The organism is Neisseria perflava, from assembly GCF_024170405.1.
Classification (GTDB): Bacteria; Pseudomonadota; Gammaproteobacteria; order Burkholderiales; family Neisseriaceae; genus Neisseria; species Neisseria perflava_B.
The window spans coordinates 1-22,778 of sequence record NZ_JALJYC010000027.1 but is presented as its reverse complement, the minus strand read 5'-3'; the positions used below and the strand labels follow the sequence as shown (position 1 = coordinate 22,778).

Genomic DNA, 22,778 nt, shown 5'->3' with positions numbered 1-22,778 from the left:
GCGGGTGCAGCATGAATTTCAGCTTTGTGCCGCTGTTTCTCGTCTGCCTGATTTTGCTCGGTGTATTGAGCAACAATAGTTCGATTACCATTTCCGCCATTGTATTGCTGCTGATGCAGCAGACTGCTTTGGTCAAATACATTCCGTTGGCGGAAAAATACGGTTTGACGGTGGGGATTATTTTTCTGACCATCGGCGTATTAAGCCCGCTGGTTTCCGGCAAAATCCAGATTCCGAATTTAAGCGCGTTTATCAATTTCAAAATGCTGGCGGCGATTTTGATTGGCATTTTTGTCGCCTGGGTGGCCGGGCGCGGCGTGCCGTTGATGAGTACGCAGCCGATTTTGGTCACCGGTTTGCTGCTGGGGACGATTATCGGCGTGGCTTTCTTCGGCGGCATTCCCGTCGACCCGCTGATTGCGGCGGGACTGCTGTCGCTGTTTGTCGGCAAAGCGGTTTGATTTTTACTTTCTCGCCATAGTTCAACGGATAGAACGTATGCCTCCTAAGCGTAAAATACAGGTTCGATTCCTGTTGGCGAGGCCAAAATAAAGACAAGGCCGTCTGAAACATTTGTTTCAGACGGCCTTGTCTTTATTTTTATAGTCGTTCCACGTTAGTTTGATACAGCGTTGCTGCGCCTTGCTGCCTTGTCTCAATCTAAATTGAAACGACTATATTTAGGATTTTTGCACCGATAATGCGGGGTTGCCGTTTTGTTCCCGCTGTTCGATTGAGGTGAGTTTTTTAGTTAATAGATTGAGCAAAACACCATAGGCAGGCAGGAAGAAAAGGGTGCAGATGGCGAGTTTGAACAGATAATCGACAAAGGCGATTTCCGGCCAGTGTGCCGCCATAAATTCGTCGCTACCGGCATAAAAGGCGATACCGAAAAACATCAGCGTATCCAGCGCATTGCCGAAGAATGTAGAAGCGGTCGGCGCAATCCACCAAGATTTCAGACGGCGTAATTTGTTGAACACGAAAATATCCAAAATCTGACCCAATGCATAGGCGGCGAAACTGGCTAAGGCAATGCGGCCGACTACCGTATTAAATTCGGTGAGCGAGGCGAAGCCCGTCCAACTGCCGTTGCTGAACAATACGGAGAATACATACGATAGTGCCAGAGCGGGGAACATTACCCAAAAAATAATCCGGCGCGCCAAATGGGAGCCGAAAATGCGCACGGTCAAATCCGTTGCCAAAAAGACAAACGGAAAGGTAAAAGCGCCCCAAGTGGTGTTGATGCCGAGAATTTGGAAGGGAAACTGCACCAGATAATTGCTGGCGGCAATGATAACGATGTGAAACAGCACCAGCCAAAACAGGGCTTGCTTTTGCTGGCTTGGGGTAAAACGATACATGAAAAGACTTTCTTAAAGCAGCGTTCAGACGGCCTTAGTATGAAAAAAGGCCGTCTGAAAAAATAGAGGGAAATAGGTAAAGAGACAGGATATGCGTTTACTGCATATCGTGTTCAAACAGACGCTTGCGGGCGAGGCTTTCAAACTCTGTACCTGCTTTGCCGTAGTTGGCAAACGGATGGATGGCAATGCCGCCACGTGGTGTAAAATTACCATATACTTCAATATATTTAGGATTCATTAGCGCAATCAGGTCTTTCATGATAATGTTGACACAATCTTCATGAAAATCGCCGTGGTTGCGGAAGCTGAACAGATACAGTTTCAGCGATTTGCTCTCCACCATTTTGACATCGGGAATGTAGCGGATGTAGATGGTGGCAAAGTCGGGCTGACCGGTCATCGGGCACAGGCTGGTAAATTCGGGGCAGATGAATTTGACGAAATAGTCGTTGCTGGGATGTTTGTTGTCAAACGCTTCCAATACTTCCGGCGCATATTCGCTTTTATATTGCGTGTTTTGATTGCCCAAAAGCGTAATGCCTTCGAGCTCTTGAGAATTGCGGGACATGAGTTTCCTTAGTTTTTTAATGTGGGAGGTTTTCGAACCACGAACCGCGCATTTTAATACAAACCATGCGCAAGGTGTGAACAATTCGCCGCAATGCGCAAGCGCGCAAGGGTACGGTGGGCGGATAATTCGGAAAATCAGGGGTAAAGGCGCATTATCCGGCTGCTAGTGTCAACTGCTTATTTTATGTCATTTTTCAGACGGCATATCAAAATGATGGCAAACAGTTATGCAAAATGCAACCCGTTTATAAAGCAAGCTAACCGATTATCAGATTTTCACTTAGAAAAATAGTCATCTAGATTAGTATGGCGGCAGTATATTGAAGCAGCCAGATTTGCCATCATTTATATACATGGATGTATGGAAAATCGCTTTCTATCTAATAAAGAGAAGATATTATGAGTTTTTCACAAGCCGAATTAGTCAATGCCCTGCACCTGCTGTCCGGACGCCTTCCCGAGTTTTCCGAGCAGCAAACCCAAGTCAGCCGCCTGTTGCGGATTGTTACCGAGCGCTTGAGCAGCCACCTCAATGAAAGCCTGAAATCGTTTGGTATCAATGAAAACCTGTGGTTTGCCATGATGGTGCTGTATGTCAGCCCGAATAGCGAAATCCTGCCCTCACGCCTGAGCGATTTGATGGATTTGACCCGTACCAGCGCAACCCGTCTTTCCGATGAAATGGTGGCGCACGGCTGGGTTGAGCGTCACATCAACCAACAGGACCGCCGCCAGATTGTGCTAAAATTAACGCCCGAGGGTGAAGCCTTTATCCAAAACGTCTGGCCGCAAATCTCTACGCAGAGCAGCGATGTATGGGAAGACTTCACCGGTGATGATTACGAACAGCTACAATACCTGTTGGGCAAACTGCTCAAGCGTTTGGGCGGTTAAACAGAAAACGGGTGTCGGCAGACAGACGGAGTTTTTATGAAGTTTTATTCGGGCAGCCGGTATGTTTCCGTGGCCGCTGCATTATTGTTGGCCGCCTGCGCCCGTTTCGGCGCCCAGCCGCCTTTAGCCGAGCCGGTATCCTACCGATTGCCCGAAAGCCGCAGCCAGTTGGCGCAAGACAAATGGTGGCGGCAGCTGCATGATAAAACTTTAAACGGTCTGATTGCCCGCGCCTTGCAAAACGCGCCGGATTTGCGTGCGGTGCAGGCACGGTTTGAGCAGGCTCAGGCGCAGTTGGGCGTAACTTCGGCCGCTTCGCGCACGCAAGTCGGGCTGTCTGCGCGAGGCGTGGGCGTTTATACCGCGCCGAAGCCGAGTTCGGCCAATCTGGATACGGACAATACGCTGGTAGTGGCCAATGTCGCCCTGCAAGGCAGTTGGTCATTCGATTTTTGGGGTAAAAACCGCCAGCAAATCGCCGCCGTTTTAGGTCAGCGCCAAGCGGTGGCTTATGAAGCCGAGCAGGTGCGCCTTCAGTTGGCTAATGCGGTAGCGGCGCAATATTTTGTGTGGCAGTCGTTAGCTGCGCAGCAGGATTTGCTGGTGCAGCGTATCCAGTTGGCCGAGCAGAGCCATCAGCTTGTCCAGCGCCGCATTTCGGCGCAACTGCTGCCGCCCGAAGCTTTATACCCGATAGAATTGTCGCAGCAGCGCTTGGCATTAGAACAACTCACGCTGACCCAGCAAACGGCTAAAGTACGCAACAGCCTTTCCGCTCTAACAGGTTCTGCGCCCGACAGCTTGGGCTTGCAAGCGCTGGAGAAAGCGGTTTCTCCGCCCGCGTTGGCAACCGATAAAATTTATGCGGACTTATTGGCAGCACGGCCGGACATTGCCGCGCAAAAGGCTTTGCTGGAAGCCAAAATGCATACGGTTAAAGCAACTGAAGCCGAGTTTTATCCCAACATCGAATTGAAAGTATTGGCCGGATTGTCGCATATTGATGCTTTTGATGTGATACACGGGCGCACTTCCGGTATGCTGGGCGTCTTGCCCGCTTTGCACCTGCCGATTTTTACTTCCGGCGCGTTGCAGTCGAAGCTGGCCGGTAAGCGTTCGGAATATAACGAGCAAGTGGCCGTTTACGACCAAACGGTGTTGAACGCCATGCGTTCGGCGGCGGATGCGGTGGCCGATTATCAGGCGGCGCTGGCGAAGCAGCCGGTGTGGGAAAACATGCTGGCCACTGCGGATAAGTCGGTTCAAACGGCGCGAAACAGAATGAAATCAGGTTTGGACAACGGCCTGCCGGTTTTGCAAAAGCAAGACGAAGCCTTGCAGCTGCATATGCAGGCAGTGGTGCAGCAGGCAGAGCTGCTGACGGCTTGGAGCAATCTGCATGCCCAGTTGGGCGGCGGTTTTAAAATTTAACGCTTTCTTTTTCAGACGGCCTGTCATATCGACAGGCCGTCTGAATTTTTGCCGGCGGCATATCATGCGGCCGCCGACAGTTACTTGCTTGAGTACAGGAGCGGTTATAGAATGCGGCATTCGTTTTGACATATCCGACAGGGATAAACAATCAGAAACGGCGGCATATCAAGCCGCCCGGATACCGTTTCAGACGGCATGCCGCATGGTTTTCCGAGCCGATAAACAGGATATGTATAGCGCCGCAGGGCGGCTTATGGGGATGATGATGGATAACAAGCAGGATAAAGCGCAAGAGGGCGGTCACGAACCGAGCCGACCGGTAAAAGCGCGGGCGGTTTCGGGCGCACCCAAGCGCCGCAAACGCAATCTGACGGTGGCAACGCTGCTGTTTATCGTGGTGGCGTTGGGCTTGGCGCTGGCTTATTTTTTGTTGTGGCAGCATTCGGAAGAAACCGAAGATGCGTATGTTGCCGGGCATTTGGTGCAGATTACGCCGCAAGTGTCGGGTACGGTGCGCAAAGTCATGGTGGACGATACCGATGTGGTGAAAAAAGGCGATGTGCTGGTGGCTTTGGACGACAGCGATTTCCAGCTGGCGTATGACCGTGCGCAAAACGAGCTGATTCAGGCCATCCGCCAAAACAAACAGCAAACCGCGCAAAGCAGTCAGGCCAAAGCGCAGGTCTTGCTGCGCAAGGCGGATTTGGCACGGGCGCAGGCGGATTTGCGCCGCCGCGAATCCTTGGCCGGTACTGACGCGGTATCCGGCGAAGAATTGAGCCATGCGCGCGCAGCCGTGGTGCAGGCGCAGGCGGCGTTGAAAGCGGTTGAGGCGGAAGAGACTTCAGCGCAGGCGGCGTTGGGTAACAATATTCCCTTGCGCCAGCAGCCAACGGTTCAGACGGCCGTCAGCCACATCAAAGATGCCTGGCTGAATTTGCAGCGCACGCAAATCCGTTCGCCGATGGGCGGGCAGGTAGCCAAACGCAGCGTGCAGGTCGGCCAACGCGTGGCGCAGGGTACGCCGCTGATGGCGGTGGTGCCGCTGAATAATTTGTGGGTGGGCGCCAACTTTAAAGAATCGCAGCTGCGCAAAATGAAAATCGGCCAAACGGTTAGCATGACGGCGGATTTGTACGGCGATAAGGTGGTGTACCACGGCAAAGTGCTGGGTTTGTCGGCCGGTACGGGCAGCGCGTTTTCACTGTTGCCGGCGCAAAATGCCACGGGTAACTGGATTAAAGTCGTGCAGCGCGTGCCGGTGCGTATCAGCTTGGATGCTGCCGAATTGAAAGCCAATCCGCTTCGGGTCGGTTTGTCGATGTCGGTTAAAGTTGATGTGGCTTCAGCCGGTAGTGGCAAAAGCATGACGGCGGCTGTCGGCAGCAATACGGTGCAGCCCGAGGCCGACAGCGTGGATTGGACGGCCGCCGATGCGCTTATCGAGCAGATTTTTAACAAATACGCGAAGTAATTCCGTTTTCAGACGGCCTCTGCGGGTGCACGAGGCCGTCTGAATTTTTGATTATCAAGAACGCAAATACATCATGAATCATCCCCTCCCCCCTTGCAAGGCTTGCGGCTGGTTTGGGTCACGCTGGCGCTGAGTTTGGCCGTTTTTATGGAAGTGTTGGACTCCACCATCGCCAATGTCGCCGTGCCGGTGATTGCCGGTGATCTGGGCGCGGCCACCACGCAGGGCACATGGGTCATTACCTCGTTTTCAGTGGCCAATGCGATTTCCATTCCGCTGACGGGTTTTTTAGCCAAACGCTTCGGCGAAGTCAGATTATTTGTCTATGCGGTATTGGGTTTTGTGCTGATGTCGTGGCTGTGCGGCTTGGCACCGAACCTGACCCTGCTGGTAACATTCCGCGTCTTGCAGGGCTTGATTGCCGGGCCGCTGATTCCCTTGTCGCAAAGCCTGCTGATGGCTTCGTATCCGCCGGAAAAGCGGACGTTGGCGCTGGCTTTGTGGGCAATGACGGTAGTGGTTGCGCCGGTGTTGGGGCCGATTTTGGGTGGCTGGATTTCGGACAACTGGCATTGGGGCTGGATTTTCTTTATCAACATCCCCATCGGCATTGTTTCCGCCTTGGTTGCCCGCTGGCAGCTGGGCAAGCGGGAAACGGACATTGTGAAAACGCCGGTCGATTATGTCGGCCTGATATTGATGGCACTCGGCGTGGGCGCGTTGCAGATGATGTTGGACAGGGGCAAAGAGCTGGATTGGTTTGCTTCGACCGAAATCATGGTCTTGGGCGTAACGGCGCTGGTCTGTCTGACCTATTTTGTGATTTGGGAGTTGGACGAACCTTATCCGGTGGTGGATTTGTCCTTGTTTAAAAACCGCAATTTCACCATCGGCGTGTTGACTATTTCGCTCGGCTTTATGGTGTATATGGGCACGTTGACGCTGCTGCCGCTGGTATTGCAGTCGGATTTGGGCTATACCGCGACTTGGGCGGGGATTGCCGCCGCGCCGGTGGGCTTGCTGCCGATTGTGTTGTCGCCGGTGATTGGTAAATTCGGCCACCGCATCGACATGCGCCTGCTGGTTACGGCCAGTTTCTTGGTGTTTGCTTTCGCCTTCCATTGGCGCACGGATTTTTACGCCGACATGGACATTGCCAATGTGATTTGGCCGCAATTCTGGCCGGGCTTGGGCGTGGCGATGTTTTTTATGCCGCTGACAACAATTACGCTGTCGCAGATGAAAGGTTCGCAGATTGCCGAGGCCAGCAGCCTGTCGAATTTTTTGCGCGTGTTTATGGGCGGGGTCGGCGTGTCTATTGTCAGCATGATGTGGGAGCGGCGCGAGGCGTTGCACCATACCCGCCTGACGGAGCATTTCACGCCGTATTCCGCGCAGTTTCAGGAAGCGCTCAGCCAAATGGCGCAGCAGGACATGGGGCGCGAACAGGTCGTCGGCAGCATGGTGCGCACGATTACGCAGCAGGGCTTTATCATCGGATCGAACGAGATTTTTTGGGCGGGCAGCATGCTGTTTTTGCTGATGATTGTGGTGGTGTGGTTTGCCAAACCGCCTTTTGGCGGCGGACATTCCGGCGGACATTAAATCATGCGGATAAGCCAAGGCCGTCTGAAAAATTTTTCAGACGGCCTTGGCTTATTTTCATCTAATGTTGGTTCTCTAAATAGCGGTAAGCCGCTTCCAGCATGGCCTGCTGCTCCGTTTTATGGCCGTATTCGGCTTCGATATTGAGATAGCGGCGGTGGTTTTGCGCCGCATAGACCGATAACGAACCATCATCGGGTACGCTGCCGGTTTGCTGCACCACATTGAAACCTTGTTCGCGGAAAAAATCAAAAGCGGCGCTATCGAGGACGTAAACATAATCGTCTTCGTCGTTTTGCGGGTGGATGGATACCGGCGCGTTTGCGCCCGCCAAATCGCCGAAATAATAGCTCTCGATGTCGGTGGCGCCGTTGGTGTTGTTGTGCAGCGCGATGACGGCGTGCGCCGGATTCAGGTAGCGTTGCAGCAGCTCGTCGGCAAAAGCGGCGGTAACGGCGGCGGTTTCCTCGGTATCGCGGCCGTGTTCGGATAAGGTGGCACGCCGCCCTTGCTCGGTATAAATGCGGTTGGGGTCAAATTCTACGGATAGGCCGTCTGAATGGAACGCAATGCGCCGCCGCCCGCGCTGCTCGATGGAGAGCAGGCAGCCGCGTCCGCGTTGCGCCAATACCGCCAAGCCCACTTTTTTGGCCGTGGTTTCGTTTTCATGCGGATGAAACAACAGCACATCATCAGGTTCGGCGGCGCAGTAGCGCACGATCTCCACCGTATCCGTTGCGCCCAACGGAAAAGATTGGCGGCTGACGCTCAAGTCGGCAGCAAAGGCGGGGACGATGGCGGCCGCCAGCCAGTACACAAGCCAGCGCTTCACGCTTTATCCCAGGTCGAATACGGGTGTTTGCTCAGATAGGCGTTGGTAAAGCGGCCTTCCGAGGTAATCTCTTCGCCCAGCCAGTCGGGGCGGGGAAACGGGGTGTCTTCAGACGGCAATTCCAGTTCGGCTACCACCAAGGGCGCGTTGTCGCCGAAATATTCGTCGATTTCAAACCGGAAACCTTGATAATCCACCAGATAGCGGTATTTTTCCATTTTAAACGGACACATCGTCGCCATCATGGTTTCGGCGTCGGCCAGCGGAATTTCGTATTCAAATTCGCTGCGTGACACATCGGAAATATAGCCTTTGAGCGTCAGCCAGGCTTTGTCGCCGACAATGCGCACGCGGATGGTGCGCTCTTTTTCCACGCTCAAATAGCCTTGGCGCAGCGTTTTCGGCGCGGAAGCGGCGGCGCGCCAGGCGTCGTTTTGCAATAAAAAGCGGCGTTCGATTTCAACAGACATTCAGACGGCCTCTCAGAAGGGTTTGAATACCACCAGATACAGGGCGGCAAGCATAAAGAAAACGGGCATTTCGTTAAACACGCGGTACCATTTGTGGCTGTGGCGGCAGGCATGTTGCGCAAAGCGGCGCAGGTGGGCGCGGCAGATGTGCTGGTAGCCGATTAAAAAGACGGCCAGCAACACTTTGACATGCACCCAGCCTTGTCCCCACCAGCCGGTCACAAACGGAATTGCCACGCCGAAAATCACCGCCAGCCAGCCGATGGGCGACATGAATTTATACAGGCGTTCGGCCATGCCCAAGAGCCGCGCATATTCCACCGGCTCGCTTTGCGGGTTGATTTGCACGAGGTTGACATAAATGCGCGGCAGGTAAAACAGCCCCGCAAACCAAGAAATCATAAAGAAAATGTGCAACAGTTTAAACCAGAGATACATTTCTAGACGGCCTCAAAAACGAATGCGTTATTGTAGCGGCAAATGCCGTCTGAAAACCAATGCGGCGGCATTTTATTTCAGACGGCTTGCGATGAAACAAATTTATGCGGCTCAAGCGTAAAAGGCTATTTACACCCATATTTGCAGGATTCATATTCTCGGCAGGCGGTAAATTTGCTAAGATAATATGATAATGAACTATGCGTAATGAAATTAAAATTAATGATATATAGGCAAGGCCGTCTGAAATACCGCTTGGCCGTGCCGACAAACCGATAACGGAAACAACAAACAATGAAACAATTTGAAATCAACGGCGGCGTGAAAAAACAGCTCAACGATTATTTGGCCGCCGAGAAAACCGACTTGAAAACCGCGATGGACGATGAGCGGCGCAACGGCGAAATCGCCGCCATTATCCACGCAGGCTTGCCGATGATGGTGCGTAAAATTTACTCCTTAGAGAAAATGCAGACGTTTTTCTGGACGAAAAAAGATCTGATGGTCGAATTTGTCGCCATGCGGCTGGCCGGTGCAGACAAAAAAGCCAAAAGCAGCGCGAAGAAAAAGCGTTAAACCCTGCTCAAGCCACGAGGCCGTCTGAACGAATCCCATCTGTTCAGACGGCCTTTGCTATAATCGGCCTATTATGATTTGTGATAAAGATGAAAAGCGACGCTGATATGAACGCACCCAACCCCACCATCGCCGCCATCGCCACCGCACCCGGGCGCGGCGGCGTCGGCGTTATCCGCTTGTCGGGCAAAGATTTGCTGCCGCTGGCGCAGCAAATCAGCGGCGGCAAAACGCCCAAACCGCGCACCGTTTTATACACCGATTTTTTTGACGGCGACAGCCAGCCCATCGACAACGGCTTAATGTTGTATTTTGCCGCTCCCGCCAGCTTTACCGGCGAAGACGTGATCGAATTGCAGGGGCACGGTGGGCCGGTGGTGATGGAAATGCTGCTGGCGCGCTGCCTGCAACTGGGCGCGCGCATGGCCGAGCCGGGCGAGTTCACCAAACGCGCCTTTCTCAACAACAAACTCGATTTGGCGCAGGCCGAGAGCGTAGCCGATTTGATTGACGCCTCCAGCAAATCGGCGGCGCGTATGGCTTTGCGTTCGCTCAAAGGCGCGTTTTCGCAGCACATTCACGCGCTGGTCGATGACCTGATTACCCTGCGCATGTTGGTGGAAGCGACGTTGGATTTTCCCGAAGAAGACATTGATTTTCTCGAAGCCGCCGACGCGCGCGGCAAGTTGGCGGATTTGCAAGGCCGTCTGAAAACCGTATTGGCCAGTGCCGAGCAGGGCGCGATTTTGCGCGAAGGCATGAATGTGGTCTTGGTCGGTGCGCCCAACGTCGGCAAATCCAGCCTGCTCAATGCGTTGGCGGGCGATGATGTGGCGATTGTCACCGACATCGCCGGCACCACCCGCGACACCGTGCGCGAACAGATTGCCCTCGACGGCGTACCGGTGCACATCATCGACACCGCCGGTTTGCGCGACACCGATGATGTTGTGGAGCAAATCGGTATCCAGCGCAGCCAAAAAGCCGTGCAAGAAGCCGATGTCGCGCTGATTCTGATTGACCCGCGCGAGGGCGTGAACGCGAAAACGCAATCCATCCTTAAAAGTTTGCCCGAAGGTTTGAAAAAAATCGAAATCCGCAACAAAGCTGATTTGACCGGCGAAACGGCAGCCGTTGCAGACGGCAGCGCTGCTTTGTCGGGCGCGGACAGCGTGATTACTCTGTCGGCTAAAACCGGCGCAGGGCTGGATTTGCTCAAGCAGGCGCTGTTGAACGAAATCGGCTGGCAGGGCGAAAGCGAAAGCCTGTTCCTCGCCCGCCGCCGCCACCTGAACGCGCTGGCCGCTGCGCAAACCGAATTGGAGCACGCCGCATTGTGCGGCAACAACCAAATCGAGCTGCTGGCCGAACATCTGCGCCTGGCGCAAGTGGCGTGCAGCGAAATTACCGGCGAATTTACCGCCGATGATTTGCTGGGGGTGATTTTTTCGCGCTTCTGTATCGGGAAATAAGGCTCATGCAAACAAGGCCGTCTGAAAACCATGAATTTTCAGACGGCCTTCCGATAAAAAACTGCCTGCTTTTTGACGGCAGGCGGGAAAACGGATGTTTTATTTTAACGGCATGCTATTGACTGAACAGCAGCACAAGCATTAAGATAGCCTTAATGACTGTACTGAGTTTCAGTCTGAAGCAGCCTTTCGACGTGGTCTGTTTCATCTTGAAACCATCCTTTCTAGGGCTGGTTTCGCAATAAAGCCCCACGCCAATGGGGCTTTACTGTTTTCAGCCCCACGCGCATTATAGTTATGCATAAGTGATAAAACAAGGCCGTCTAAAAATTCATGATTTTCAGACGGCCTTGTGCCAGCCAATGGCGGTAAATGCGGTATCGTGCGCTTATTTAAAGCGGTACGCCACGGTTGCCATATAGCTGTTGTTGTTGATTTTCAAATCGTCTTTTTTGTAACGGGTTTGCTCCCATTCCAAACCGGCTTCGACATTCGGGGTCACGGCGTATTTTACGCCGAGGCCGTAGCCGACGCCGTTCATGCCCTCATCCAAGCCTGCGCCGTCGAATTTGCCGTAGTGGTAGCCGACTTTGCCGTAGGCCATCACGTCATTGGTCAGACGGTAGCCTTGCAGGTAGGACACGCCGACATCGTATTTCTGTTTCACATCGCCGAATTGGGTGGAAGCGATGGTGCGGTGTAGCGGTTTGACCGCTACTTCCGCGCCGCCAATCCAGTTGCTGTCGCCAAACTGCATGCTGTAATTGCCGCGCACGGTCACATCGGCTTTGGTTTTTTCGCTCAAGTCGGCATTTTTAATGTCGCTTTTGGCCGCGCCCGCGCCCAGTTCGACGGCGGCGCCGGTGAAGGTGCCGTTGGTATTCAGTCCGGCCGCCATCGACGCACCGGTAGAACCCAGCAACAAAGCAGCCAATACGAGGTTTTTGTTCATGCTCATTTTCATTTTGTTCGCTCCTGTTTGAACAAGCGGGCAGCAAGGTTGCTGTCCTGATGGGGTGCAGTATCGGCGCACGGCAGGGGTGCTGCAACCGCCTTTGCTCGGGCGTTACACGTTTTCGCCTGGGGCTTACGTTTGTAATGCCTGCAAAAATGGCGGTGGGCGGCTGTGTTGGCGGTTGATACCGAAAGGGTCTTGTATTGCAGATAAATGAAAAGATTTAGGAAATTTTATGCCTATGGTTTAGATGAAGGCGGGTAAATCGAATCCGGCGGGGAAATTAGAATTTAGAGTCTAGATATTTTTATTTACATTCGTGTATGTATCTTTTTGGGAAGGAAACGGAAAAATGGGTAACAAAAGAGGCCGTCTGAAATGGATAATCCGTTTCAGACGGCCTCTTTGGTATGGCGCGTTAGCAGTTTCGGCCGGTATCAGCGCTGTTGGTAATGCACGAAAGCGTAGGCAATGCCTTTGGCAGAAACATGGGCTTCGCGGGCAGTTTCTTGCCATTGAGCCGCTGAAAATTCCGGGAAAAATGCGTCGCCATCCACCGTTAAACCGACTTCGGTCAGGCGCAAATCAGTGGCCAGCGGCAGGGCTTGGGCATAGATTTGCGCACCGCCCATGATGATGATTTCTTCGGCATTGCTGCATAAGGCCAGTGCCGCAGGCAAATCGGCGACAACATCTGCACCTTCCGCCTGATAGCCGGTTTGACGGCTGATAACGATGTTTTGACGGCCGGGCAGCGGTTTTTTGGGGAGTGATTCCCAAGTTTTACGCCCCATGACCACAGGTTTGCCGAGGGTATAGGCTTTGAAAAAGGCGAAATCTTCGGGCAAATGCCAAGGCATGGTGTTGTTGTGGCCGATACAGCGGTTGGCGGCGCAGGCGGCAATCAGGGTGATTTTTTGCATAGCGGTTCTTTCAGCGGGAGAAGGACATATGTCATTGTAAACGATTATCGGCAGAAAAAGCGGCGGATGGTGGCTAACGGCGCAGATATGCGGCGAAAAAGCCCGATGTCACGAGTAGTGCTTTTATTCTCAAAAGGAGATAGACAAGATGATTTTCGCCGTTTATCATTAATATCTACCATTTATCGGTAAGATTTATGGCGTCAATTTCAAGGGAGTCAGTGTGATGTCAGGTTCTTATTCGCTTTACCGCTGCGCGGTTTTGTCCACCTCCAGTAGTTCGCTGTCGGGTATTCTCGACCGTGACAGCCCGGTGCAGATTCTGCCGCTGGGTGTCACGATGGGCGATCATACCGCAGCCGATGGCTTTGAAGTCGATAATCCGGTCTATTGCGGCTGGCGGCAGGCGCATTTGGGTGACGTGGTGGGAACGACGCCGCCGCCGCTGGAATATCTGCGCAGCACGTTTTTATATTTGGTTAACCAGGGCTATCATCAGGCGATTGTCACGACCTTGAGCCATCAGCTGAGCGATACGGCGCAGACCGTGCGCATGTTGGCCGAGGAAATTCCGCAACTGGCGGTGCACGTGGTCGATACCGGTTCTTGCTGCATGCCGGAAGGCTTTTTCACGTTGGAAGCGGTGCGCTTGCTGGGCGAGGGCAAATCTCCGGAAGAAACCGTGGATTATTTGGAACGCCTGAAACCGCGCTGCCACATCGTGTTCGGCCTGTCTTCGCTCAAAGCGTTAAACCGTGGCGGTACGCTGGCGCGCTTGGGCGCGTCGTTTAGCGACTGGCTGGGTTTGCGCAACGTCTTGGATTTTTCGTCCGACCGTTTGGCGCATATTCAGACGGCCGGTAACGATGAGGATATGTTTGCCGGTATTTTGGCGCACATGCAGAAGCTGATGGCGGGCAAAAATCCCGATGATTTTGTGTTGGCGGGCATTTATACCGGCAGCGATGATTTGTATCACCAGTTTGCCAATTATGTCCACCGCCAAACCGGTTGGCGTTTGGGCGACGGCGTGCCGGTGTCGGCGGCCGTGGCGGTGCATGTCGGTATCAGCGGCGTGGGTGTCGGTTTGGTGGAAAAATTGAAAGCCTAAAGCTCTGGCGTATTGCATGAAAAGGCCGTCTGAAACGCGATAATCGTTTTCAGACGGCCTTTCGGTTTATTGCGTCAGGCGCACGAAAACATCTTCCAAATCGGTTTCCGGCAGCGCCATGTGGCGGATGGCGACGCCGCGCGCTTGCAGCGTATCGAGTACTTGTGTCAGGTGGGTGTAATTTTCCAGCTTGAGCAAGACGGTATCGTCGCGCTGGCTGATTTGCCATTGCGCCAATTCAGACGGCAGCGGCGCGGCCAGTTGCAGCTCGACGCGTAGGCCGGTTTCGGCGTGCAGCAAATGTTCGGTCGAATCCAGCGCCACCAGCTCGCCGTGTTTGAGCATGGCAATGCGGCTGCACAGGTTTTGCGCTTCTTCCAAATAGTGCGTGGTCAAAATAATGGTGTGGCCTTCTTGGTTCAGACGGCCGATAAAAGTCCACAGGCTTTGGCGCAGTTCGACATCGACACCGGCGGTGGGCTCATCGAGCACAATCACGGGCGGACGGTGCACCAGCGCCTGCGCCACCATCACGCGCCGTTTCATGCCGCCCGACAAATTGCGCGTAATGGTGTCGGCTTTGTCTTCCAGCCCCAGATTGGCGATGATTTCGTCTATCCAAGCGCCGTTTTTATTCAAGCCGAAATAGCCCGATTGCAGCTTTAGCGTTTCGCGCACGGTAAAGAAAGCGTCAAACACCAATTCTTGCGGGACGACACCCAAATTCATGCGCGAGGCACGCGATTGGCGCACCACGTCGTTGCCCATAATGCTGATGTTGCCCGAAGTCAGGCGGCTCAAACCGGCCATGGCGGAAATCAGCGTGGTTTTGCCTGCCCCGTTGGGGCCGAGCAGGGCGAAAAATTCGCCTTGCGCTACGTTGAAAGACACGTCTTTCAGCGCGGTAAAGCCGTTGGCATAGGTTTTGACGGCATGATGGATTTCAACGGCGTTCATGGTTTTTCAATCCGAAAAGAAAGCATTCATTGTATCGCCGCAAGGGGCGGCAAGACAAATGGCGGTTCAGACGGCCTGCGGCTGCGCACCATTGTGGCACAAGGCCAGCGCGCGGTAACACGGCTCGAGCTGGCGGGCAATCAGGCTCAACTGCTGCCACAACACATTGCTCTGGCGGTTGTCGGGAATCTGCGCACGCAGCGTTTCCAAATCGCTTGAAATCTGCGCTGAGGCCGTCTGAAAATCAGCGGCGTTCAAGGCGGACATCCGTTGCAGCAGCGCGGCGATGTGGTCGGCGGTTTTGTTGAACGCCTCGGCAAATGCGTCGCCGCAATCCTGCGCCATCTGGTTGCGGTAGGCGCCGAGTGCGGAAATATAGCCCGTCAGCGCGTAGCTGTTTTGCAGCAGGGTCAGGCCGTCGTTGATTTGGCTGCCGTATTTTTCCGGCTCGCTGCTCATGTCGGAGAGCGTGCTGGAAAGGGCGGCAATGCGCTCGTGCGCTTGGCGGCGCACGGTGCGGTATTCCACGTCGTCGGCACTGCCGTGGCGCAGCTGGTCGAGAATTTCCGCCAGATACGCGCCGTTACCCGCCACCGCTGCGGCGGCGGTTCGGTCGAGGGTGAGGTATTTCCAGTCCGGCCACAAATACGACACCGCCGCCCACGCCAACACCGAACCGACGATGGTGTCAATCACGCGGATGGGCATGGCGTGGTACACGTCCAGCCCCGCCAGCGAAAAGCTGGTCAGCGCCTGGATGGTGATGAAAAAAGTGGAAAAGCTGTATTTATACGAGCGCGTCATGAAAAACAACGTGGTGCTGGCGATGACAATCCATAATTTGGTTTCCACCGAGGGCGTGAAATACGGCACTAACGAGCCGACCACCACGCCCAATACTGTGCCGCCGATACGCTGGTAAACGCGGTTTTTGGTGGCGGAATAGTTGGGCTGGCACACAAACAGCGCGGTCAGCAAAATCCAGTAGCCCAAATTCAGATGGAGGATTTCCACGATGGTGCAGGCCGCCGCCACCACAACCGACAGGCGCACGGCGTGGCGGAATACCGACGAGTCGAAATTGAGCTGGCTTTTCACCGTCTGCCACACGGTTTTCAGATTGCCGGAATCACCAAAGGCAATGCGGGTGTCGGACACGTCTTCAAATTCGTTTTGGCTTTCTTGGTTGGCCAGCGTTTTGAGCTGGTGATCGACGCTGCCAAGGTTGTTCAGCAGTTGGCGCAGGATGTGCACTTCGTAATGCCGCTCGGGATGGCTTTGGGCGTAAATATCCAGCGATTCGCGGCAGCCCGCCATCGCGCGGCCGAGGCGTTTGCTGTATTTGTAGGGGCTGCCGTTGCGCAGTGCCACGGCGACATTGCGGCAGGTCTGCCCCTGCATGGACAGCAGGCGGTGGATACGGAAAATCAGGTCGGTGTTTTTCAGCTTGGCGGCCAAGTCGCTGTAATCGACGTGCGCCGAACTGATACGCTCGTGAATATCCTGCGCGGTAAAATACAGGCGCAACATGCGCACCGTGCGCGGATGGCGGTGTTGCCCGCGCATACGGTAAAACAGCGCGGCGCGGCATTGGTTGAACGCGCTGATGACGTCGGTGTTGCTCATTGCCAAATCAATCTGGCGGTTGCCCAGCCAAGCAGCTTCGTCGGGGTCGAAAAAATCGGCTTTGGCGTCGAAATAATTGCCCAGCGCGTCGTAGGCCGAGGCCACGCTGTCTTGCACCGGCCGGTTGGGAAAAATAATGTGGAACAATAAAGTATAGGCGCTGTACAACACCGTTCCACACAAAATCAGCAGCGGATTGGTCAGCCAGAAGGTCTGCGGCGTGTAGGTCAGCGAGGTGTACACCGCTACCACCAGCGTGCCGAAGGCGAAGGTGCGGTAACGCAGACCGACCGCGCCGAGCAGGGTCATGAAAAATGTCATCGCCGTCATCGCCGCGATATACGGCAGCCCCGTGCCGAGCGTGAATTGGGTAATCAGCGAGCTGGCGGTAAATAAGATTACAGTGATGATGATGTTTTTCAGACGGCCGGTTAAGCGGTTGTCCAAATCCACCAGTCCGCCGGCGATAATCCCCAACACAAACGGCATGGCCAGCTTGGGCACGTTGAAATGCCAAACCAGCGTGGCGGCGGTAAAAACTGTGGCGAAGACGGGCAGGGCGGCAATAATTAGCGGTTTAATCGGCGGTGTTTTCATGACGGCGGAGAAGACGTATCGGAATAAAGGGAATTTTAGCAGGATTTACGCCAAAAGGCCGTCTGAAAACGCACCTGCAAGGAGGGTTTTTCAGACGGCCTTTTGTGTCACGAATAAGCAGTACAACGGCTTACGACATCAGGTTTAAATCGCTGATACGGTCGTAGAGGCGGTCGGTTTGGTTGCCTTCGTCGTGCAACTGGATACGCAGGCGCAAATCGTTGGCGGAGTCGGCCTGGCGCAGGGCTTCGTCGTATTCGATGTAGCCTTTGCTGTATAAATCAAACAAATGCTGGTCAAAGGTTTGCATACCGTCGATGGCGGCGCGATTCATCAGGCTGCGGATTTCCATCAGCTCGCCTTTGAAAATCAAATCCTGCATGGTGGGCGTGTTGAGCAGCAAATCGACCACGGCGGTGCGCTGGGTGCGGTTTTTCTTCACCGCCAAACGCTGGCCGATAATGCCGGTCAGGTTCAATGCCAAATCAATCAACACCTGCTTGCGGCGGTCTTCCGGATACAGGTTGATGATACGTTCGATGGCTTGGGTGGCGTTGTTGGCGTGGATGGTAAACACGCACAAGTGGCCGGTTTGCGCCAGCTGCAAAGCGTATTCCATACTGGTTTCGCTGCGCACCTCGCCGATACACACCACATCTGGCGCTTGGCGCATGGCGTTTTGCACGGCGGTTTTCCAATCGGGCGAGTCAATGCCGATTTCGCGCTGGGTGAAAATGCAGCGGCGCGGTTTGTAGATAAACTCAATCGGGTCTTCGATGGTGATGATGTGCCCCGCCATCTTATGATTGCGGTGATTGAGCATGGACGCCATCGTGGTCGATTTGCCCGAACCGGTCGGCCCTGCCAAAATCAACAAACCACGCGGAGTCAGCGCCAGATTTTTCAGCTGTTCAGGCAGTCCCAGCTCGTCAATATCGGGAATATCTTGGCTGATTCGGCGCAACACCATGCCGACGCGCCCCTGCTCGTGGTAGGCGTTGACACGGTAGCGGGTGTTGCTGCGCGATTGCACCGAGTAGTTTAATTCCCATTGACGGTTAAAGGTTTCCAACTGCTCCGGATTCATGGTTGATTCGACAATTTCGGCGGTTTCCACACCGCTCAATGCTTTGTGCGGCACCGGTGCCAACGCGCCGCTGATGCGCATGGCCGGCGGGAAACCGGCGCTGATGAAAATGTCGGATGCGCCCCGGTTTTCCGCTTCGACACACATTTTGTCCAATAAAGGATGAAGATGGGTACCGATTTCGGCGGGTGTCGGAATATGCACCGGCTGGTTTTTTTGCGAATAGGCCTGCACCATTTCGGCCAGCAGGTCATGTAGGGGAGAAGAAGAATCGCTCATAGGAGTACTCGTTGGCAATCAGGTAAAAATAATAAGCGTAGGAGGGTTTGTGCTTTTCAGACGGCCTGTGGCCAATATGGGCAACAGGCCGTCTGAACGCGTTGGCTAAATTATAAAGTCATCATGACATCGCTGTTTTGCGCCTTGCTGCGGGCGGCTTCCGGACTAATCACGCCTTGGCGCAGCAGCGCTTGCAAGGCTTGGTCGAGCGTTTGCATGCCGTAGGATTGGCCGGTTTGCAGCGCGGAAGTGATTTGGGCGACTTTGTTTTCCCGAATCAGATTGCGCACGGCAGGCGTGGAAATCAAAATTTCGTGCGCCGCCACGCGGCCATTGCCGTCACGGGTTTTCAGCAGCGTTTGCGAAATCACCGCGCGCAGGGATTCGGACAACATGGTACGCACCACTTCTTTTTCTCCCGCCGGAAATACATCGACAATACGGTCGATGGTTTTGGCCGCGCCGGTGGTGTGCAGGGTGGCAAACACCAAGTGGCCGGTTTCGGCGGCGGTTAGAGCCAAGCGGATGGTTTCCGGATCACGCATCTCACCCACCAAAATGACATCGGGGTCTTCACGCAGGGCGGAGCGCAGGGCGTTGTGGAAATTGTGCGTGTGCTGGTGTAGTTCGCGCTGGTTAATTAGGGCTTTTTTGCTTTGGTGGACAAATTCAATCGGGTCTTCGATGGTCAGAATGTGCACAGGCTGGGTGTCGTTGATGTAGTTAATCATCGCCGCCAGCGTGGTGGATTTGCCCGAACCGGTCGGGCCGGTCACCAGTACCAAGCCGCGCGGGTTGTCGGCAATGCGCTGGAAAATACGCGGCGCACGCAATTCGTCGAGGGTTAAGACGGTGCTGGGAATGGTACGGAACACCGCTGCCGGGCCGCGCTCGGTATTGAAGGCGTTGACACGGAAGCGGGCGACGTTGGGCAATTCAAACGAAAAATCCACTTCCAAATCCTGCTGGTAGATTTTGCGTTGGTGGTCGTTCATGACCGAAGTAATCATATTGCCCACGTCTTCGGCGCTCATTTCCGGCAGATTAATGCGGCGGATGTCGCCGTGCACGCGAATCATGGGAGACATTTCAGGGCTTAAATGAAGGTCGGAGGCTTTGTTTTTCACGCCGAACGCGAGTAAGTCGGTAATCTGCATAATGTGGCCTTAGCTTATTTGGATTAGAATAGGGGCAGCCAAGTTTGCAAAACAAGATTGCCAGCCAATCGGCATTATATAAGGAAAAGCATCATGTCGGTATTGCAACAGAATTATCAGGCCGTTTTAGACCACATCGCCCAAGCTGAAGCGCGCGCCGGACGGCAGGCCGGTTCGGTAAAACTGGTGGCGGTCAGCAAGACCTTTCCGGCGGACGACATTCGCAAGGTGTATGCCGCTGGGCAGCGTGATTTCGGCGAAAACTACATTCAGGCGTGGTACGACAAAACCGATACGCTCGCGGATTTGCCGGATATTGTGTGGCATGTGATTGGCGATGTGCAATCCAATAAAACCAAATTTGTCGCCGAACGCGCCCACTGGCTGCATACCGTCAGCCGTTTGAAAACCACGCAGCGGATTAGCGCGCAAAGGCCGTCTGAAATGCCGCCGTTGCAGGTGTGTATCGAGGTGAACGTATCCGGCGAAGCGGCCAAACACGGCGTATCGCCGGATGAGGCTGTGGCGCTGGCGCAAGAAGTGGCGAAACTGCCGCAGATTCAGGTGCGCGGTTTGATGTGCGTGGCCGAGGCGGATGTGGCGGAAGACGAATTGCGGTGGCAGTTCGGCAAAATGCAGACGCTGCTGGCGGATTTGAATGCCGCCGGTGTCCCTGCCGATGTGCTGTCGATGGGCATGACCGCCGATATGGAGATTGCCATCGAATGCGGCGCAACGCATGTGCGCGTAGGCAGCGCGATTTTCGGCAAACGCGATTATGCGCACCAATCATAAATAATAGAAAGCAAAGGCCGTCTGAAAATATATGTTTTTTCAGACGGCCTATATAAACGGTTTTATCTTTAAGGAAAGAGCAATGAAAGTCTATTTTCTTGGTGGCGGCAATATGGCTACCGCCATCGCAGGCGGTTTGGTGAAACAAGGCGGTTATCAGATTCATATGGCCGACCGCAGCGCGGCGCAACGCGAGCGTTTGCAAAACGAATTGGGTGCGGCAACTTATGAAACGCTGCCGCCGCTGACGGATAAGGATGTTTTGATATTGGCAGTGAAACCGCAAGACATGCAGGCCGCGTGTCGCGGTTTGCAGGTAAACGGCGCACTGGTGTTGTCGATTGCCGCCGGTTTGAGCGTGGCGACCATCAGCCAGTATATCGGCGGCTCGCCACGCGTGGTACGGATTATGCCGAACACGCCCGCCAAAGTCGGTTTGGGCGTATCCGGTATGTATGCCGATAAGCCGGTTAGTGCAGAGGATAAACACACTGCCGACCAAATTATGCGTGCGGTCGGCGATACGGTTTGGCTGGACGATGAAGCGCAAATGCATGCCATTACCGGCATCAGCGGCAGCGGCCCGGCCTATGTGTTTTATCTCTTAAACGCCTTAAAAGCCGCCGCCCAAGCACAGGGCTTTGACGAAGCGCAAGCGCGGCAGTTGAGTTTGGCCACGTTTAAAGGCGCGGTGGCGTTGGCCGAGCAGAGCGGCGAGGATTTCGGCGTATTGCAGCAAAACGTCACTTCCAAAGGCGGCACGACTTACGAAGCGATTGAGGTGTTCAAAAAACGCCAAGTGGCCAAGGCTGTCGGCGCGGGCGTGGAAGCCTGCGTTGCGCGTTCGCAGGAATTGGCGCAGCAGTTTGAGGCCGTCTGAATATGCGCGGCGATTTGTTATTGTTATTTTCAGACGGCCTATCCATCTTATGCCTGACCCGCTGCCTGTTGCCGTGGGCAGGTTTGGACAGCCGTCATCCGTTATTGGTATTTTGCACCCGCGCCACAAATTGGCTGGTTCGCCCGCTGCATAAAATCACCCCAGCTAAAGGGCGGTGGGATTGGGCATGCATTTTGGCCGCTTTGCTGCTGTATTACATTGTATTCAGCTTGATGGCGTTTTTGGCACTGCCGCAAGGCTTGGGCGGCAAAATCATTGCGGCCAACATGATATTTGCCTTATTAGGCGTATTGAAGTCAGCGGCTTATGTCTTGTTTCTTGGGCTGCTGGTGCGGATGTTTGCCAGTTTTAGCGCACCTTTCTCGCCGTTGGCTTATGCCTTACAGCGGATTTTTGAACCTTTATTAAAGCCTTTTGCTTTCCTGCGTATTGGGCGCTACGATTTCTCCGGCAGCGTCTTGGTTCTGATATTGTGGTTTTGGCTCGGTCGGGTGTTGCCGCAGTTAACCGTCAGTTTGAATTTGTGGTTGTTGCAATAGCCGTATGCTTAGGGTGTGCAAATGCAAATAAGTGCAAATCGGTCATGAAAATATAGAAGCGCCGTAAAAACATGGTATGATTCGGCCTTCTCAAAGAAGGTAGTTCTTGAGAAATCAATAATAAAGGCCAATGTGCAGCATTTATTTCCAACAAACCGGAGCGAAAGAAATTATTATGGCTAAGCTGACCGAACAAGACATTTTGAATTGGAACGGCCCTGAGGACGATTACATGAATGCCGACCAACTGGCGTTTTTCCGTGCGCTGCTGGTTAAAATGCAGGACGATTTAATCGAAAACGCCAACGCCACCACCGGCCATCTGAAAGAGCATGAATCCGCCCCCGATCCTGCCGACCGCGCCACTCAAGAAGAAGAATACGCATTAGAGCTGCGTACCCGCGATCGCGAGCGCAAGCTGTTGACTAAAGTGCAAGCCACCATCCGCAGTATCGACGAAGGCGATTACGGCTTCTGTACCGATACCGGCGAGCCCATCGGCCTGAAACGCCTGTTGGCTCGACCGACCGCAACCTTATCCGTAGAAGCGCAAGAACGTCGCGAACGGATGAAAAAGCAATTTGCTGATTGAGTATAGTTGCTATAAAGCGATATAAAACATGGGGCTGTACTAGATAATTAGAGCAAATTACCTTTTACTAACTGTTTCAAAATAGAAATTTGAGATTTTATTTCACTGTTGTTAAAACGCCATT

At 54.0% G+C, this 22,778-nt stretch carries 23 protein-coding genes, 1 tRNA gene, 1 pseudogene and 1 riboswitch; of the genes and pseudogenes, 13 read left to right on the top strand and 12 right to left on the bottom strand.

Going from position 1 to position 22,778, the window contains the following annotated elements:
- The first annotated feature begins 11 nt into the window (after positions 1-11).
- Together J2T37_RS09775 and J2T37_RS09770 are read left to right on the top strand one after the other, a co-directional pair.
- Positions 12-461 carry a DUF441 domain-containing protein gene (locus J2T37_RS09775; RefSeq protein ID WP_253355456.1) on the top strand — a complete coding sequence of 150 codons (450 nt, stop codon included), beginning with the start codon at positions 12-14 and terminating at the stop codon, positions 459-461.
- Positions 462-471: 10 nt separating this feature from the next.
- Positions 472-546 (top strand) — tRNA-Arg (locus tag J2T37_RS09770).
- Positions 547-680: 134 nt separating this feature from the next.
- Here the strand turns inward: J2T37_RS09770 and J2T37_RS09765 are convergent.
- A complete protein-coding gene (locus J2T37_RS09765) occupies positions 681-1,367 on the bottom strand; it encodes a 7-cyano-7-deazaguanine/7-aminomethyl-7-deazaguanine transporter (protein ID WP_253355454.1) in 687 nt (228 codons plus the stop codon).
- 97 nt (positions 1,368-1,464) lie between these two features.
- Complete coding sequence (gene queF / locus J2T37_RS09760) at positions 1,465-1,938, bottom strand: preQ(1) synthase (protein ID WP_253355452.1); 474 nt, start codon at positions 1,936-1,938, stop codon at positions 1,465-1,467.
- Positions 1,939-1,940: 2 nt separating this feature from the next.
- Positions 1,941-1,985, bottom strand: a riboswitch (PreQ1 riboswitch).
- A 354-nt stretch (positions 1,986-2,339) separates the two neighbouring features.
- Here queF and J2T37_RS09755 point away from each other — a divergent pair.
- The 4 genes from J2T37_RS09755 to J2T37_RS09740 all read left to right on the top strand — a co-directional run bounded on the left by J2T37_RS09755 (position 2,340) and on the right by J2T37_RS09740 (position 7,347).
- Positions 2,340-2,834 (top strand): MarR family winged helix-turn-helix transcriptional regulator, encoded by a 495-nt coding sequence (locus J2T37_RS09755; protein WP_253355449.1) that lies wholly within the window; start codon positions 2,340-2,342, stop codon positions 2,832-2,834.
- Positions 2,835-2,870: 36 nt separating this feature from the next.
- Complete coding sequence (locus tag J2T37_RS09750; protein WP_253355447.1) at positions 2,871-4,265, top strand: efflux transporter outer membrane subunit; 1,395 nt, start codon at positions 2,871-2,873, stop codon at positions 4,263-4,265.
- 268 nt (positions 4,266-4,533) lie between these two features.
- On the top strand, positions 4,534-5,742 hold the full coding sequence (locus J2T37_RS09745; RefSeq protein WP_437179473.1) for an HlyD family secretion protein: 1,209 nt from the start codon (positions 4,534-4,536) through the stop codon (positions 5,740-5,742).
- 66 nt (positions 5,743-5,808) lie between these two features.
- The gene (locus J2T37_RS09740; protein ID WP_253355473.1) at positions 5,809-7,347 is read left to right on the top strand and encodes a DHA2 family efflux MFS transporter permease subunit; all 1,539 of its coding nucleotides are present in this window, start codon (positions 5,809-5,811) and stop codon (positions 7,345-7,347) included.
- Between the two features lie 61 nt (positions 7,348-7,408).
- Here J2T37_RS09740 and J2T37_RS09735 read toward each other — a convergent pair whose 3' ends face one another.
- Genes J2T37_RS09735 through J2T37_RS09725 form a run of 3 tightly spaced genes read right to left on the bottom strand, consistent with a single transcriptional unit; the run spans position 7,409 to position 9,087 of the window.
- A complete protein-coding gene (locus J2T37_RS09735; protein ID WP_253355443.1) occupies positions 7,409-8,179 on the bottom strand; it encodes a hypothetical protein in 771 nt (256 codons plus the stop codon).
- Positions 8,176-8,649, bottom strand: coding sequence for a CYTH domain-containing protein (locus J2T37_RS09730; protein WP_253355441.1), 474 nt, complete (start codon positions 8,647-8,649; stop codon positions 8,176-8,178). The genes J2T37_RS09735 and J2T37_RS09730 overlap by 4 nt, the downstream gene beginning before the upstream one ends.
- A gap of 12 nt (positions 8,650-8,661) precedes the next feature.
- Positions 8,662-9,087: a CopD family protein gene (locus tag J2T37_RS09725; protein WP_253355439.1), complete on the bottom strand. Its 426-nt coding sequence runs from the start codon at positions 9,085-9,087 to the stop codon at positions 8,662-8,664.
- A gap of 294 nt (positions 9,088-9,381) precedes the next feature.
- Between J2T37_RS09725 and J2T37_RS09720 the strand changes: the two genes are divergently transcribed.
- Entirely contained in the window at positions 9,382-9,663 is a 282-nt protein-coding gene (locus tag J2T37_RS09720) for a hypothetical protein (RefSeq protein ID WP_253355437.1), read from the top strand.
- A 107-nt stretch (positions 9,664-9,770) separates the two neighbouring features.
- Positions 9,771-11,135, top strand: coding sequence for a tRNA uridine-5-carboxymethylaminomethyl(34) synthesis GTPase MnmE (mnmE, locus tag J2T37_RS09715; RefSeq protein WP_253355435.1), 1,365 nt, complete (start codon positions 9,771-9,773; stop codon positions 11,133-11,135).
- A gap of 388 nt (positions 11,136-11,523) precedes the next feature.
- Here mnmE and J2T37_RS09710 read toward each other — a convergent pair whose 3' ends face one another.
- Both J2T37_RS09710 and J2T37_RS09705 read right to left on the bottom strand, forming a co-directional pair.
- Positions 11,524-12,087, bottom strand: coding sequence for a porin family protein (locus J2T37_RS09710; RefSeq protein WP_253355433.1), 564 nt, complete (start codon positions 12,085-12,087; stop codon positions 11,524-11,526).
- Between the two features lie 440 nt (positions 12,088-12,527).
- On the bottom strand, positions 12,528-13,013 hold the full coding sequence (locus J2T37_RS09705) for a dihydrofolate reductase (RefSeq protein WP_253355431.1): 486 nt from the start codon (positions 13,011-13,013) through the stop codon (positions 12,528-12,530).
- A gap of 226 nt (positions 13,014-13,239) precedes the next feature.
- On the opposite strand from J2T37_RS09705, the gene J2T37_RS09700 reads away from it, so the two are divergent.
- Complete coding sequence (locus J2T37_RS09700) at positions 13,240-14,124, top strand: DegV family protein (RefSeq protein WP_253355429.1); 885 nt, start codon at positions 13,240-13,242, stop codon at positions 14,122-14,124.
- A 66-nt stretch (positions 14,125-14,190) separates the two neighbouring features.
- Here the strand turns inward: J2T37_RS09700 and J2T37_RS09695 are convergent, their stop codons facing one another.
- From J2T37_RS09695 to J2T37_RS09680, 4 genes are all read right to left on the bottom strand, one after another.
- Positions 14,191-15,081: an ABC transporter ATP-binding protein gene (locus J2T37_RS09695; RefSeq protein ID WP_253355427.1), complete on the bottom strand. Its 891-nt coding sequence runs from the start codon at positions 15,079-15,081 to the stop codon at positions 14,191-14,193.
- Between the two features lie 66 nt (positions 15,082-15,147).
- A complete protein-coding gene (gene yccS / locus J2T37_RS09690; protein WP_253355425.1) occupies positions 15,148-17,304 on the bottom strand; it encodes a YccS family putative transporter in 2,157 nt (718 codons plus the stop codon).
- Between the two features lie 130 nt (positions 17,305-17,434).
- Positions 17,435-18,670, bottom strand: coding sequence for a PilT/PilU family type 4a pilus ATPase (locus J2T37_RS09685; protein ID WP_253355423.1), 1,236 nt, complete (start codon positions 18,668-18,670; stop codon positions 17,435-17,437).
- A gap of 110 nt (positions 18,671-18,780) precedes the next feature.
- Positions 18,781-19,827 (bottom strand): type IV pilus twitching motility protein PilT, encoded by a 1,047-nt coding sequence (locus J2T37_RS09680; protein WP_253355421.1) that lies wholly within the window; start codon positions 19,825-19,827, stop codon positions 18,781-18,783.
- A gap of 93 nt (positions 19,828-19,920) precedes the next feature.
- Here J2T37_RS09680 and J2T37_RS09675 point away from each other — a divergent pair, with 93 nt between their 5' ends.
- From J2T37_RS09675 to dksA, 4 genes are all read left to right on the top strand, one after another.
- Complete coding sequence (locus J2T37_RS09675; RefSeq protein ID WP_253355418.1) at positions 19,921-20,622, top strand: YggS family pyridoxal phosphate-dependent enzyme; 702 nt, start codon at positions 19,921-19,923, stop codon at positions 20,620-20,622.
- Positions 20,623-20,704: 82 nt separating this feature from the next.
- The gene (gene proC, locus J2T37_RS09670) at positions 20,705-21,502 is read left to right on the top strand and encodes a pyrroline-5-carboxylate reductase (protein ID WP_253355416.1); all 798 of its coding nucleotides are present in this window, start codon (positions 20,705-20,707) and stop codon (positions 21,500-21,502) included.
- A gap of 2 nt (positions 21,503-21,504) precedes the next feature.
- On the top strand, positions 21,505-22,062 hold the full coding sequence (locus tag J2T37_RS09665; RefSeq protein ID WP_253355414.1) for a YggT family protein: 558 nt from the start codon (positions 21,505-21,507) through the stop codon (positions 22,060-22,062).
- 175 nt (positions 22,063-22,237) lie between these two features.
- On the top strand, positions 22,238-22,654 hold the full coding sequence (gene dksA, locus J2T37_RS09660) for an RNA polymerase-binding protein DksA (protein WP_253355412.1): 417 nt from the start codon (positions 22,238-22,240) through the stop codon (positions 22,652-22,654).
- Positions 22,655-22,701: 47 nt separating this feature from the next.
- On the opposite strand, the pseudogene J2T37_RS09655 reads toward dksA, so the two are convergent.
- Positions 22,702-22,778 (bottom strand): annotated as a pseudogene (locus J2T37_RS09655) (IS1595 family transposase); the annotation flags it as partial.

Bases quoted from the DNA above. Each gene is read 5' to 3' on its own strand.
- J2T37_RS09775 (WP_253355456.1), top strand. From the start codon at position 12: ATGAATTTCAGCTTTGTGCCGCTGTTTCTCGTCTGCCTGATTTTGCTC.
- J2T37_RS09765 (WP_253355454.1), bottom strand. From the start codon at position 1,367: ATGTATCGTTTTACCCCAAGCCAGCAAAAGCAAGCCCTGTTTTGGCTG.
- queF (WP_253355452.1), bottom strand. From the start codon at position 1,938: ATGTCCCGCAATTCTCAAGAGCTCGAAGGCATTACGCTTTTGGGCAAT.
- J2T37_RS09755 (WP_253355449.1), top strand. From the start codon at position 2,340: ATGAGTTTTTCACAAGCCGAATTAGTCAATGCCCTGCACCTGCTGTCC.
- J2T37_RS09750 (WP_253355447.1), top strand. From the start codon at position 2,871: ATGAAGTTTTATTCGGGCAGCCGGTATGTTTCCGTGGCCGCTGCATTA.
- J2T37_RS09745 (WP_437179473.1), top strand. From the start codon at position 4,534: ATGGATAACAAGCAGGATAAAGCGCAAGAGGGCGGTCACGAACCGAGC.
- J2T37_RS09730 (WP_253355441.1), bottom strand. From the start codon at position 8,649: ATGTCTGTTGAAATCGAACGCCGCTTTTTATTGCAAAACGACGCCTGG.
- J2T37_RS09725 (WP_253355439.1), bottom strand. From the start codon at position 9,087: ATGTATCTCTGGTTTAAACTGTTGCACATTTTCTTTATGATTTCTTGG.
- J2T37_RS09720 (WP_253355437.1), top strand. From the start codon at position 9,382: ATGAAACAATTTGAAATCAACGGCGGCGTGAAAAAACAGCTCAACGAT.
- mnmE (WP_253355435.1), top strand. From the start codon at position 9,771: ATGAACGCACCCAACCCCACCATCGCCGCCATCGCCACCGCACCCGGG.
- J2T37_RS09710 (WP_253355433.1), bottom strand. From the start codon at position 12,087: ATGAACAAAAACCTCGTATTGGCTGCTTTGTTGCTGGGTTCTACCGGT.
- J2T37_RS09705 (WP_253355431.1), bottom strand. From the start codon at position 13,013: ATGCAAAAAATCACCCTGATTGCCGCCTGCGCCGCCAACCGCTGTATC.
- J2T37_RS09700 (WP_253355429.1), top strand. From the start codon at position 13,240: ATGTCAGGTTCTTATTCGCTTTACCGCTGCGCGGTTTTGTCCACCTCC.
- J2T37_RS09695 (WP_253355427.1), bottom strand. From the start codon at position 15,081: ATGAACGCCGTTGAAATCCATCATGCCGTCAAAACCTATGCCAACGGC.
- yccS (WP_253355425.1), bottom strand. From the start codon at position 17,304: ATGAAAACACCGCCGATTAAACCGCTAATTATTGCCGCCCTGCCCGTC.
- J2T37_RS09685 (WP_253355423.1), bottom strand. From the start codon at position 18,670: ATGAGCGATTCTTCTTCTCCCCTACATGACCTGCTGGCCGAAATGGTG.
- J2T37_RS09680 (WP_253355421.1), bottom strand. From the start codon at position 19,827: ATGCAGATTACCGACTTACTCGCGTTCGGCGTGAAAAACAAAGCCTCC.
- J2T37_RS09675 (WP_253355418.1), top strand. From the start codon at position 19,921: ATGTCGGTATTGCAACAGAATTATCAGGCCGTTTTAGACCACATCGCC.
- proC (WP_253355416.1), top strand. From the start codon at position 20,705: ATGAAAGTCTATTTTCTTGGTGGCGGCAATATGGCTACCGCCATCGCA.
- J2T37_RS09665 (WP_253355414.1), top strand. From the start codon at position 21,505: ATGCGCGGCGATTTGTTATTGTTATTTTCAGACGGCCTATCCATCTTA.
- dksA (WP_253355412.1), top strand. From the start codon at position 22,238: ATGGCTAAGCTGACCGAACAAGACATTTTGAATTGGAACGGCCCTGAG.